This is a genomic window from Sorangium sp. So ce1153, assembly GCF_051521595.1.
In the GTDB taxonomy this organism is placed as follows: Bacteria; Myxococcota_A; Polyangia; order Polyangiales; family Polyangiaceae; genus Sorangium.
The window spans coordinates 7,787,592-7,800,482 of record NZ_CP150361.1 but is presented as its reverse complement, the minus strand read 5'-3'; the positions used below and the strand labels follow the sequence as shown (position 1 = coordinate 7,800,482).

The following is a 12,891-nucleotide window of genomic DNA, read 5'->3' as shown; positions in this document are numbered from 1 at the left end:
TCCGCCCGTGCTCGTACGCAGAGCGAAAATCGTCTGTACCATTGGCCCTTCGTGTGACTCTCAAACGACGCTGGAGCAGCTTATCCGCGCCGGTATGGATGTCGCTCGACTCAACTTCTCTCACGGCTCGCATGAGGATCATGGCAAAGCAATCGCCACGGTCCGCGCGGCCGCGGAGGCCTGCGGAAAGCCTGTGGCGATCCTGCAGGACCTCTGTGGCCCGAAGATCCGAGCCGGTCGCTTCCCCGGCAACACCTTCGAGGTCGCTGACGGGGCTTCCGTTTGGCTGGTAGAGGCGAACAGGGACAGCCCTGTCGCCACGCCGGGCGAGATCCCGATCCTCTACGAGGGTCTCGCCTCCGACCTGCAGCCGGGCGACGTCGTCCTGCTCGACGACGGCCGCGTCGTCGTCACCGTCACCAAGGTCGACGGGGACCGCGTCCAGGCCGGCGTGACGCAGGGCGGACGCCTGCGCGATCGCGTCGGTGTCCACCTGCCCGCCAGGCGCGTGCGCATCTCCTCCCTCACCGAGAAGGACAAGGCCGACCTGAGCTTTGGCCTCGCGCAGGGGGTCGATTACGTCGCCCTCTCGTTCGTGCGCAACGCGGACGAGGTCCGGCACGTGCGCGACATCTGCGAGGCGTGGGGCAGGCCGACGCCGATCGTCTCGAAGATCGAGACGCCAGGCGCCATCGACAACCTCGAGGCGATCATCCTCGCCTCGGACGGGGTCATGGTGGCGCGCGGCGATCTCGGCGTGGAGTTCAACCCCGAGCGCGTGCCGATCATCCAGCGCGAGATCCTCGGCCTCGCCCGCGTGCACCAGAAGCCGGTCATCGTCGCGACCGAGATGCTCCAGTCGATGGTGACCGCGACGCGCCCGACGCGCGCCGAGGCGAGCGACGTGGCGACGGCCGTCTTCGACGGCACCGACGCGGTGATGCTCTCGCAGGAGACCGCGACCGGCGCGCACCCGCCGCTCGTCGTGCGGATGATGGCGCGCATCGTCACCGAGGCGGAGCAGAGCTCGTTCTACCGCTACCTCTCGAGCGAGCAGCCCGGTCAGCGCGCCAACGTCCCCGAGGCGACCGCGCGCGCCGCCTGCGACATCGCGAAGGACATCGGAGCGAAGCTCATCATCGCGTTCACCGAGAGCGGCCTCACCGCGCGGTACGCGTCGAAGGCGCGCCCCGTGGTGCCGATCGTCGCCTTCTCGCCGAACGACACGACCCGCCGGCGGCTCGCGCTGCTCTGGGGCGTGGTGCCGTTCCCCGTCGACGCGCTCCGGAACTCGGACGAGATGGTCGAGCGGGCCACCGGTCAGCTGCTCGCGAGCGGCCTCGTCTCGCCGGGCGACAAGCTCGTCACCATCTTCGGCGCTCCTGTCGGCGTCTCGGGGTCGACCAACACGATTCGGGTGAAGGTTGTTGAATGAGCCTGCCCGCCCGCGATAGGGGCTCGGCGGGCGAGCAGGAACCCACCTCCAGGCACGCGGGCGCAGAAGGCCTCCCGAAGCTCGACAAGTACGAGCTGATCGAGGAGCTCGGCCATGGCGGAATGGCCACGGTCTACCGCGCCCGCGATCCGCGGCTTCGACGCGAGGTCGCGGTCAAGATCATCCACAGACACCTCCGGGAAAACGCGGAGGTCGGCACCCGCTTCGTCGCCGAGGCGCGCGCGGCGGCGAAGCTGCGCCACCCCGGCATCGTCGAGGTCTACGACGTCTCCAGCGAGCAGGACCGCGAGCGCTACCTCGTCGTCGAGCTGCTCCGCGGCGCCACGCTGCGCAAGATCCTGAGCGACCACCGCGACATGCCGGCCGAGATCGGCGCCGCCGTGGTGCTCGAGCTCTGCGACGCGCTGGAGCACGCGCACGCGTCGGGAATCATCCACCGCGACGTGAAGCCCGAGAACGTGCTGGTCGAGCTGCCGTGCGATCGCGCGGGCGCCAGCTGGGACGGCGCCGGCGTGGTCATCAAGCTGACCGACTTCGGCATCGCCAAGCTCCTCGACGCCCAGGGCGTCACCTCGACCGGGCAGGTGCTCGGGTCGCCGGCGCATATGGCCCCGGAGCAGATCGAGGGGGGCGAGGTCGACCCGCGCACCGACGTCTTCGCGCTCGGGGTGCTGTTCTACGAGTGTCTCGTCGGGCACCTGCCGTTCGAGGGCAAGAACCCGGCGCAGGTGCTCCGCAAGGTGCTCGAGGGGGCCTACCCGGAGGCCGACCGCGAGCGGCCCGCCGTGGGCGCGCGGTGGAGCCGGATCGTCGCGGGGGCCCTCGCGCACGACATCGCGGCCCGCACCGCGAGCCCGAGGGCGCTCGCCGAGCTGATCCGGGCCGAGCTCACGGAGCTCGGCGTCGTGGAGCCGCGCGTCGAGCTCGCCGCCTACTTCGCCGACCCGGCGGGCTACACCGCGCGGCACGTGGCGCGGCTCGTCCCGCGGCTCGTGGCGCGCGCGGAGGCCGGGCGCAAGCGCGGCGACGTGCCGGGCGCGGCCGCCGACTACAACCGCGCCCTCGCCCTCGCGCCGAACGACCTCACGATCCTCAAGCGGCTCGCGAAGCTCAACGCGAGCCGCAGCCGGCGGGCGCTCGCGCGGCGCGCGCTCGGCGTGGCGCTCGGGTCGGTGGCGCTCGGCGTCGCCGCGTTCGCGATCGCCCGCGCGCTCCGCGAGCCGCCGCCGCAGGTGGACGCGCCCGCGGCGGTCGAGCCGTCGCCGGCGCCGCTCGACGCGCTGATCCCGCTGCCGAACCTGCGCGCGGTCGCGCCCAGCGCCACGGACGCGGCCGTCGCGCCGCGCCCGCGCTCGCGGCCCCAGCCGCCCCCGAGCGCGCCCGCCATCGCGCCGCAGGCCGAGGCCTCGGCCGTCCGCGATGTCGCCTTCCAGATCGTCCCGAGCGGCGCCAAGCTGCTGATCGACGGCGTCGAGATCAACTGGTTCGGCGCGAACAAGGTCACGCCGCTCAAGGTTGGCGCCCACAGCGTCCACATCAGCGTGCCGAGCTCGCGGTGCTGCAAGGCGTACTCGGGCGTCATCTCGGTCGTCGCGCCCAAGCCGGGCGCCGCCGCGCCGCAGCGGATCGTCCACAAGCTGGAGATCCTGCCCAGCACGGTGGTCCTGAGCGGCGCGCCGCCGGGCGCGCAGTACGCGTGCTCGCAGATCGGGCTCATCGGCTATGCGGGCAGCCCGCAGACAGTGACCTTGAGCGACGTGTTCTGGAGCGGGCGCTGCACGTTCACGCCCGCGACGCCGGACGCGGCGCCGCGCTTCGGCAACGTGACGCTCGTGGCCGGCGAGTCGAACACCGTTTCCTGGCCGTCGGGGTGAAGGCATCGCCTTCATTCCGGCGCCCGCTCGTGAAATCTCAGCATCCCCGTCGAAACTCCGCTACACAACGGCGCACCCCTCCGCATGGCTGCGCGAACTCCAGGCGGGAAATCTCCCGGCGCTCGCTTCCCATCGGTCGGGAGCAGCCGCGCCCTGCTCGCGCCGCGGCGCCTCGTCGCGGCGGCGGCGAGCGCCCTCGCGCTCTGCGCCGCGGGCGGCCCCGCGCGGGCCGACGACATGCAGCAGTTCGAGGTGGCCAAGACGCGCTTCGACGCCGGGCACTACGAGGAGGCCGTGACCCGCTTCGCGGCGATGCTCGACCCCGCGAACGCGCCCTGCGAGCGCGGCCCGACCGACGCCGCGAGCAAGCCGTGCAGGCTCTCCGAGCCCGACCTGGTCGAGCGGGCGCGCGGCCTCGCCGCCGCGGCGCTCGTGGCGCTGCGGCGCACGAGCGAAGCGGACGCGTACATCGAGCAGATCCTCCTCGACAACCCGGCGTACGCGCCGAACCCGGCGGTGTTCCAGCCCGAGGTCATCGATCGGTTCTCGGCGGTGCGGGCGCGCATGCGGGCGCGGATCGAGGAGATGACGCGGCAGAAGGCCGAGGCGCAGCGCGCGGAGCGGCTGCGGATCGAGCGGAGCCGCGAGGACGAGCGCCGCTGGATCGCCGAGCTCCGGCGGCTCGCCGGGCGCGAGCGGGTCGTGGAGCGGAACTCCCGCTGGATCGCGATGCTGCCGTTCGGGGTCGGGCAGTTCCAGAACGGTGACGACGGGCTCGGCTGGTTCTTCCTGGTCAGCCAGGCGGTCGCGGGCGGGACCTCGATCGTCTCGGCGCTGGCGCTGTCGAGCTACGAGAACGTCGACGTCACGCCGGCGTCGCCGGTGGACGGCGGCCCCCCCGCGCAGAGCGTCGACATCGCGGCGCTGAACCGCCGGATCGGCACCGCGGCCGCGGTGAACCGCGTGGCCTTCGGGGCGTTCGCGACGCTCGTCGCGGCCGGGATCGCCCACGCGCAGATCACGTTTGTCCCGCAGACGGTCGCCTTCCGCGCGCGCCCCGTCCCGCGGCCGCCCCCGAGCTTCACCGCCGCGCCGGCGATCTCCGCGCTCCCCGGCGGCTTCTACGCGGGGCTCGTCGGCCGGTTCTGACCCGAGGGCCTCGCGCGGCTCACGCCTTCTGCGCGGCGGCGATCCAGAACCCGCCGAGCTGCGCGAGCAGCGAGTCGCACAGCGCCCACTCCGCCCTGTGCAGGAGCCGGCCGAGCCCCGGCACGCGCATCGCGGCCGCGAACGGCGTCACGATGCGCACGCCCCGCGAGGCGACGACGCGCACGCTCGCCGGCATCAAGGCGGCGGCGGCGCGCGGCGCGTCGAAGCGCGTGAAGACGGCGCTCTCCCGGGTCCTGTCGCTGATGGCGCCCGCCGGGCCGAGCTTCTTCACGAGCCCGCGCAGGCTGTAGGGGTTGTAGAACTCGGCGATCACGTGCCCGCCGGGCCGCACCACGCGCGCCATCTCCGACAGGGCGCGGCGCACGTCCTCGACGTGGGCGAGCACCTTGAACGAGCAGGCCACGTCGAAGCTCTCGTCGGCGAACGGCAGCGCGGTGGCGCTGCCCTCCACGACGTCGAGGCCGCGCTCGCGGGCGCGCTCGAGCATGCCGGGCGAGAGATCGACGCCGCGCGAGGCGCGCGCGAACTCGCGGATGCGCGCGAGCAGGAGCCCGGTCCCGCACCCGACCTCCAGCACGTCGCGGCCCTCGCCGAAGCGCCGCACGAAGTCGACCTCGAGCGCGTCGACGAGGTCGTGGTAACCCCCGCGGTCCCGCCCGTCGCGCCGGGCCTCGTAGCGCGCCGAGAACTCGTCGTAGTACGCCCGCGTCGCGCGCAGGTGCTCGTCCGCCTTGGCCTCTGCCGTGTGGGCTCCCATGGGCTCGCTATAGTACTCCCCGGGCCGCGCGGCTTGCGCGGCGCCGCGCCGGGCTGCATCTCTCCTGCGAGGTGACCCATGAAGCCCGGCGACCATCCTGATTTCTTCCGGTTCGCGCCGCCCCCCGGAACCTCCCGCGAGAGCTCGATCCGGCTCGATCGCGAGGGCCGCTTCTGGCACGACGGCGCGCGCGTCGACCATCCGGCGCTCGAGCGCGGGCTCCGGTCGTGGATCGCGCGGCACCCGGACGACGGCCGTCCGATCCTCACGAACGGCTACGACTGGTGCTACTTCCAGGTCGACGCCGCCCCGCTCTTCGTCGACGCGCTCCGGATCGGGGACGACGGCGCGGTCGTGCTGGTCCTGTTCGACGGCGCGGAGGAGCCGCTCGACCCGGCGACGCTCTCGGTCGGCGACGACGGCGTCGTGTACGCCCGCGCCCGGGGCGGCGCCCTCGAGGCCCGCTTCTCGCGGCACGCGCAGTCGCAGCTCGCCCCGCTGCTCGTCGAGGCCGAGCCGCCCACGCTCCGGATCGGCGGGCGCGAGGTCCGGCTGCCCCCGCGGGGCGCCCCGTAGCCCGGGGAAGGCAGTCCGCCCCTGGCGCCGGCGCAGGCCGCCGCCGCTCAGTAGCGGTACTGCCAGAGCAGATCGAGCACGCCCGAGGTCGTCTGGCGCTCGTCGACGCCCACCGTGCCCCGGAGCGTCCAGTGCTCGTCGAAGCGCCAGTCGACGGTGACCTCGGTCCGCGTGCCGCGCTCGTTCGCCGTGCCCCCGGGGGTCGCCCCGCCCGCGCTGGTCGTGGCGCTCGGCGCCGCGCCTTCCTGGAAGGTGGCCTGCGCCGTGAGGTCGTCGTTCAGCCGGTAGATCAGGCTCGTCCGCAGCGAGCCCTCCGCCGTCGTCCCGAACCGCGTCGACAGCCCGCGCAGCGGCGCGATGCCGCTCAGCAGCGCGTTGAACTGCGCCGCCGCGAGCTCGCTGCCGACCGACGCGGCGACGTTGCCCGCCGCCTGCCGAGCGGGCGTCTGGGCGCCCGCCGCCTGCGCCCCCTCGGAGAAATCGGCGCCGAAGAGGAGCCGCGCGAGGATGTCCTGCTGCGAGCTCGGCGGGTTCGAGGTGAAGCGGAGCTTCGTGTTCGTGATCGGCCGGAGCGTGCCGTTGTAGGCGGCGTAGATGCGCGTGCCGTCGGGGGCGTCCCAGCGCGCGGTGACGTTCAGGTGCGGGTTCGACGGCTCCTCCTCGCGCAGGCGCACGCGGCCGCCGTCGATCTCGAACGTCTTGCCGTAGATCTCGAGCTCACCGCGCTGGATCACGATGCCGCCCGACACCCGCACGTCCTCGGCGATCACGACCCGGGGCGGCGCGTCGCTGGCGCTCGTCAGGCGGAGCCGTAGCCCTCCGCCGGTGACCTGCGCGTCGTCCACGTAGAACGTCATCGCGTAGCGGAGCGCGTCCGACGCGCGCCGCTGCTTCTCCGGGCCGAGCGGCTGGGAGACGGCGATGTCGGGGTTGTCGTCGAGCGGCTGCACGTTCCGGCTGCTCGTCGCCGGCAGCGACAGGCGCAGCCTCGGCACCGTCGCGTAGAGCGCGAGCTCGCCCGGCTTCTTCTCCGCGATGAACGACAGCGCCCCGGAGGCCGTCCCGAGCGGCACCCCCTCGAGCGTGAGCGGCAGCGCCTGGTCGTCGGCGATGGTCAGCGCCCCGGCCCCGTCGCGCAGCGCGAGCCCGTCGAGGCGGAGCAGCGCCCAGCCCTGCGCCAGCCCGGTCATGCCCGCCGCGCGGAAGCCCTCGATCCGGACGACGCCGTCGTCGGCCGTGATGCGGGCGCTCACGCCGCGCAGCTCCTGGCCGAACTCCGGGATGTGCACGACGCCGTCGCTGACCTCGAGCTGGGCGCGCAGGCTGCCCGCGCCGGCGCCGGGCTCGCCGCCGAGCTCGACGCGGAGGTCGCCGTCCAGGTAGCCGTCGACCTTGCTGAGCAGCCGGCCGACAAGCGGCTGCAGCGCCGCGAGCCGGAAGCGCTCCGCGGAGACGGCGACGTCGGTGCGCTCGCCGTCGGGGACCGGGATGAGCCCGCCCTCGAAGCGCACGCTGGCGTAGGCGTTCGCCCGGAGCTTGCCGCCGCTCGGGCCCTCGAGCGCGAGCTCGGTGACGCGCAGGTCCCCGCGCGCGCCGCCGGGCCTGGGGTCGACCCGCAGCGAGAGCACGCCGCGCTTGAAGGCGACGTCGCCCCCGAGCGAGAGGTCGGGGAGCGTGAGGTGCGCCGTGAGCTTCGGCGCGACGTTGAGGTCGCGCATCTCGATCTCGCCGCTCACGTGCCCGTCGATGCCGTTGTCGCCGAGCAGCGGGACGTCGCCGAGCGGCACCTCGCGCAGCGTCGCGCGGAGGGAGCCGGTCCACGCGGGGAGCGGGCGCGCGCCCTTCAGCGCGCGCGGGGACGGGTCCGCGAGCAGGCGGCCGAGCGGCGCGACCACCTCGGCGCGCACGGTCGCGATCTCGGCCGCGCCGCGCGCGACGTGCGCGTCCAGCGTCGCCTTCTCGCTGTCGTACGTGAGCCACGCGTCCAGGTCGGTGGGGAACAGGAGATCCCTCGTCTCCGGGGCGCCCTCTGGCGCGTACACGAAGTTCCAGAGGAGGGTGCGCGCCGTGAGGACCGGGCGCGCGACGGTGCCGCTCGCGTACGCGTCGATGCGCAGCTCGCCGCCGAGCGGCGGGATCGCCTCGCGCACGAACGAGGGCAGGGTGGAGAGCTCCTCCATCGAGCGCCGCGGGATGGAGGCCGTCGCGGCGACGGGCGAGCGCAGGAGCGACGCCCACCGGCCCGCGGGCGGCCCGGTGAGCGCGGCGAGATCGAGGTCGATCGTGCCGGACGCGTCGGCGAGCAGCCCGCCGTCGTACAGGGTCAGCGCGGCCTCGGCCCTGCCGGTCGTGCCGCTGAGCGAGCCCTTGAGCTGCGCGTCGATGAAGCGCGACTCCCAGGCCGGGCGCTCGGCGCCGAGGCGGTGCGGCCCGGCGAGCGCGAGGCCCTGCGTGCGCACGAGCGCGTCGTGCAGCGAGGGGAACGGCTCGCCGGCCGCGCGCGACACATGGAAGCGGGTCGTGAGCTTGCCGCGCACCTCGCTCACGATGTGCCCGATCGGCATGAGCTGCGCGAGGCACCCGAGGTCCCAGTCGTCCGCGGCGACCTCGGCCTTCCCGATCAGGGCGGTCCACGTGTCCGCGCGCAGGAGCGGCCCCTTCAGCGTGCCCTCGGCGCCCGACACGCGCACGCTCGCGAGGGGGCCAGCGCACCGCGGCGCCACGCCTCCCCGCGCCTGTCCGCCGGTCGCCGGCGGCGCCTTGCCGTCGATGCGCACGAGCGCGTCGGCCTTGACCTGATCGCGGTCGAACGTCGCCGCGAGCTGCGCCGAGACCCCGGAGAGGAACGCGACCTCGCCGCCCGCGAGATCGAGGCGCACGTGGCCCGAGCGCCCGGCCTTGCGGTCGTGAGCGAGGGCGACGTCGACCTTCGCGCGCCCGCGCACGCGGAGCGGGACCCCGAGCAGCCGCGCGACGCGGCCGACGTCGATGTCCTCGCCCTGGAGGCGCCCGGTGACGTCGTCGCCGCGCACCGCGAGCTGGCCCTTCAGGGAGCCGAGCTGCGCCGAGGTGAGCTCGAGGCCCTCGACGGCGAGCCCGCCGGCCGAGGGGGTGATCGCCGCGATCTTCCCCGCGATCTCGGCGCCCTCGCGCTTCAGCTGGAGATCGATGTCGCGGAGGCCGCCGGTGGCGGAGCTCAGCCGGGCCGAGGCGCTCAGCGCGTCGTCGCCGTCGGTGACCGTCGCGCGCAGCTGCGGCGAGGCCAGCGGGCCGGTGACGCGCGCGGTGACCTCGTCGAACGTCTGGCCGCCGGCGAGCGCCTCCTGGCCGGAGAGCGAGGCGTCGAGCGCGAGCGCGTCGAGCGGCCCGGAGACCCGCCCGGCGAGGTGCGCGCTGGCGAGGCCGACGTCGGGGCCGACCCGGAGCCCGGCGAACGCGCCCTCGACCCGCGCGTCGAGCGCTCCGTCGCGCCAGGTCCCCGCGACGCGCACGCGGCCGGCGCCGTCGACGGGCCCGGCGAGGCGCGGCGCCGCGGCGATCGCCGCGACGTCGGCCGTGGCCGCGAAGCGGACGCCCTGGCCGCCCGGCAGGAGCGAGATCTCGGCGTCGATCGGCGCGCCCGGCTCGTGGAGGTGCGCGCGCGCGTGGAGCTCGCCGCGGTCGAGCACGAGGTGGACGTCCGCGGCCGGCACCGGCTGGCCGAGCAGCGCGGTGGGCTCGGTCCGCGCCTCGGCGACGAGCCGTAGCTCGTCGCCGAGCTCGACGTGCGCCCGGCCCTCGGCCGTGATCAAGGGCTCCTCCGCCGCCCCGCGGCGGTGCTCCGACGGGGCCTTCGCTCCGGCGGCGCCTGTCCGGGCGGGCGCGGCGCCTGTCCGGGCGGGCGCGGCGCCTGTCCGGGTGGGCGCGGCGCCTGTCCGGGTGGGCACGGCGCCTGTCCGGGTGGGCACGGCGCCTGTCCGGGTGGGCACGGCGCCTGTCCGGGTGGGCACGGCGCCGGTCTGGCCCGCAGCGGCGCCGAGGTCGCCGCCTGCATCGGCGGGCGTGAGGTTCACGCCGAAGAGCCGCGGATCGACGTCGCGCACCCGCACGTCGGCGTCGAGGCGAACGGGGCCCGTCACGTCGAGCCGCCCCGCGAGCGCGATGTTGCCCCCGGCCGGGCCAGGAGGGTCTGCCGACACAGAGGCCACCACGTCGAGCTGCGGGAGATGGCCGTCGAGGGCCACCCGCACGGAGACCGGCTCGGTGAGGGGGTGATCCGGCAGGAGGCTGCGCAGCTGCTCCGGCGTGGCGCGCGGGACGCTCGCTTGCGCCTCGACGTGCTCCTCGTCCAGCACGGCCCGGGCGGTGATCTCGACGTCAGCGAGCCGACCGGCGAAGCTGCTCCACATCCGGACCTTGTCGCCGGCGCGGAGGTGGTAGTTCGCGGTGCCCGCGGTCCTGGCCGGCAAGAAGGCGCGGTCCACGAGGCCGGTCTGGTCGACGTCGACCGCGACGCCCTCCGGGCCGACGTGCACCGACCCGACGAGCCGGGTGACGTCGGCGTCCAGCGCGCGCGGCGGCGCGAGCTGGCCGTGGACCCAGCCGCGCCCGATCTCGATGTGCGACAGGGCCACGAGGACGTCGCGCGGCGGCCCCTCGGGCGCCGCCGAGGGCGGGCGGCTCGGCGGCAGCGGCATGAACGTGTCGCCCAGCGTGACGCCCCCCGCGCCGCTGCTCTGGACCAGCACCTCCATCTGCTCGACCCGGACGTACGGGACCTCGATGCGCAGCGCGCCCGTCCCGAAGAGGGCGCCGCCGAGCATCGGGAGCACGTCGGCCCGCGCCTCGAGGCCGCTCGCGCGGATCACCGGGTTCCCCCACGGATCGAGCGCGACAGCGGCGCGGATCCGGACGCCGTCCAGGCCCAGCGCGTCGATCTCGTCGGCGACGATCCGCCCCTGGAAGAGGGAGCCGAGCAGCCGGTTCGTGGCGTCGCGGGCGACGCGGCGCGCGGCGGGCGTGTCGAGGTGGAGCGCGACGCCGACGGCCGCGGCGCCGGCGAACGTCAGCGCGAGCCCGATCGCGGCCGCGGCGGCCGACGCGGCGCGGCGCATGCGTCCCGGCGCGCGCGGCGGCGAGCGCCTTGGCTCTGGTGCGGGGTCGGCCGTCACAGCGGGTAGCTTAATACGCACGAGGCGCGGCGACCGTGCTGCCGCGATCTGGAATGCAGGCGGTGGAGGTGTGAGCTCAGCCGGCGAGCCGCTCGAGCTCCACGAAGAGCGTCCCGAGCTCCGGCTTCGACCGGAGCGGCGCGCAGAAGCGGCTGGCCAGGTGCAGCAGCTCCGCGTCGAGCTGATCGGCCCGGCGCCCCATCTCGGCGATGCGCTCCTGGGACTCCCGGCGCCGCGCCTCGAGCTGCCGATCGAGCTCCTCGAGCCGCTCGCGCAGCTTCTTGATCTGCGCGTCCACCTCGGCCACCTCGTGCTCGCGGGCGATCGCCTCGCTCTCCGCCTCGTAGTCCGCCTTCCGCGACGCGTACCAGCCCTCGACGAGCTCGGCGAGCCTCCGGTAGCTGGCGGCGAGCTCGAGGTAGGGCTCGGCGAACCCGCTCCGGCCTTCCCAGCGCACGGCCTCCTTGTGCGCGCTCAGCACCGCGGGGATGAACGCCTGCGTCGTCGCGGTCAGCGGCGCCACCCTGGCGCGGAACGAGCGGGCCTCGTCGCGCGTGAGCGAGGCGTCCACCGTGAGCGCATCCATGGCGCGCCCGATCTGCAGCCGGCCGTCGCGCCACTCCTCGGCGACGCCCTCGAGGCGCCGCTGCTCGTCGAGGGCCCGCGAGCGGAGCTCGGCGTGCTCCCGCACGAGGCCGCGCAGCCCCTCGAGCTGCCGCTGGATCTCCGCCGGCGTCGAGGCGCCGAACGCGCGGGCCGTCATCCGCTCGAACAGGTCGAGCCGGCTGATCCAGGGGTCGCGCCCGGCGCCCCTCGACCGCACCGCCGAGTCGCGCGGCATCGCCTCCGGCGGCGGCGGGAGCGCGATCATGTTCGCGGCCGCGATCTCCTCGAGCTCCGCGAGCACGCGGTAGGCGTCGACCGGGCGCTCCGAGGGCTCCTTCGCCATCAGCGCGCTGACCAGCCGGTCGAGCGCGTCGGGCATCTCCGGGGCGAGCTCCTGGAGGCGCGGCGGCTGCTCGTTCATGTGCTTCAGGATCCAGCTCGCCGGATCGGGCGCGTCGAACGGCAGCCGCTGGGTGATCATCTCGAACATGATGACCCCGAGCGAGTAGAGGTCGGCCGGCGGGCCCGCGTCGATGGTCGTGCTGCGCTCGGGCGCCATGTACTGCGGCGTGCCGAAGATCTCGCCGAGGTTCGTGAGCCGCGCGTCCTGCGCGCACCGGGCGATGCCGAAGTCGAGCAGCTTCACCCAGTCGCCCTTCAGCAGGAACACGTTCTCGGGCTTGAGATCGCGGTGCACGACGTCGAAGTCGTGCGCTCGGCCGAGGGCGCGCGTCATCTGCACCCAGATGGGCAGCGCCCGCGCGAGCGGCACGCGGCTGCGCTCCACCAGGTCGGCGAGGCTCGTCCCCTGCAGCAGCTCCATCACGAGGAAGGGGAGCCCGTCGTCGGTGTCGCCCTGATCGAAGATCTCGATGATGTTCGGGTGCGCGAGCCGCTGCGCGTGCCGCGCCTCGCGCCGGAAGCGCTCGCGGGTCGTCGTGTCCTGCGCGAACTCGCGGTTCAGGATCTTGATGGCGCACGGGGTGCCGATGAGCTTGTTGTACGCCCTGTAGACCGTGGCCATCCCGCCGATGCCGAGCGCCTGCTCGATGACGTAGCGGCCCGCGATCGACATCCCGATGCGGGGGTCCTTCTCGGAGACAAGCGACGAGCCGTCGATGAAGCAGAAGGCGCTCTCGGCCGGATAACGCTGATGGCACTGCGGGCAGGTCTTCATGGCGGGCACGTCGGCTGCAAGGCTACACTCTACGGGGGGCCGCTCTCGAGGGTCAACGCTCGGCGCGCGCCGCGGCGCTTTGTTCGTGCCGCTCGCGCCGCGCTCGTCAGCGCGACGCGGCGTCA

7 protein-coding genes are annotated in these 12,891 nt (G+C 74.6%); 4 read left to right on the top strand and 3 right to left on the bottom strand.

Annotated elements, in window-relative coordinates; translation table 11 throughout:
• Positions 1-7 precede the first annotated feature (7 nt).
• The 3 genes from pyk (at position 8) to WME85_RS28090 (ending at position 4,479) form a co-directional block, all read left to right on the top strand.
• On the top strand, positions 8-1,435 hold the full coding sequence (pyk, locus tag WME85_RS28100; protein WP_437302113.1) for a pyruvate kinase: 1,428 nt from the start codon (positions 8-10) through the stop codon (positions 1,433-1,435).
• A complete protein-coding gene (locus WME85_RS28095) occupies positions 1,432-3,330 on the top strand; it encodes a serine/threonine-protein kinase (RefSeq protein ID WP_437825499.1) in 1,899 nt (632 codons plus the stop codon). The genes pyk and WME85_RS28095 overlap by 4 nt, the downstream gene beginning before the upstream one ends.
• 84 nt (positions 3,331-3,414) lie before the next feature.
• Positions 3,415-4,479 (top strand): hypothetical protein, encoded by a 1,065-nt coding sequence (locus WME85_RS28090; protein WP_437825497.1) that lies wholly within the window; start codon positions 3,415-3,417, stop codon positions 4,477-4,479.
• Between the two features lie 19 nt (positions 4,480-4,498).
• On the opposite strand, the gene WME85_RS28085 is transcribed toward WME85_RS28090, so the two are convergent.
• Positions 4,499-5,257: a class I SAM-dependent methyltransferase gene (locus WME85_RS28085; protein ID WP_437825494.1), complete on the bottom strand. Its 759-nt coding sequence runs from the start codon at positions 5,255-5,257 to the stop codon at positions 4,499-4,501.
• Positions 5,258-5,335: 78 nt separating this feature from the next.
• Here WME85_RS28085 and WME85_RS28080 point away from each other — a divergent pair, with 78 nt between their 5' ends.
• Positions 5,336-5,833 (top strand): hypothetical protein, encoded by a 498-nt coding sequence (locus WME85_RS28080; protein ID WP_437825491.1) that lies wholly within the window; start codon positions 5,336-5,338, stop codon positions 5,831-5,833.
• Between the two features lie 47 nt (positions 5,834-5,880).
• Here WME85_RS28080 and WME85_RS28075 read toward each other — a convergent pair whose 3' ends face one another.
• Together WME85_RS28075 and WME85_RS28070 are read right to left on the bottom strand one after the other, a co-directional pair.
• Positions 5,881-10,926 (bottom strand): translocation/assembly module TamB domain-containing protein, encoded by a 5,046-nt coding sequence (locus WME85_RS28075; protein WP_437825489.1) that lies wholly within the window; start codon positions 10,924-10,926, stop codon positions 5,881-5,883.
• Positions 10,927-11,059: 133 nt separating this feature from the next.
• Positions 11,060-12,766 carry a protein kinase domain-containing protein gene (locus tag WME85_RS28070; protein ID WP_437825486.1) on the bottom strand — a complete coding sequence of 569 codons (1,707 nt, stop codon included), beginning with the start codon at positions 12,764-12,766 and terminating at the stop codon, positions 11,060-11,062.
• Positions 12,767-12,891: the final 125 nt, after the last annotated feature.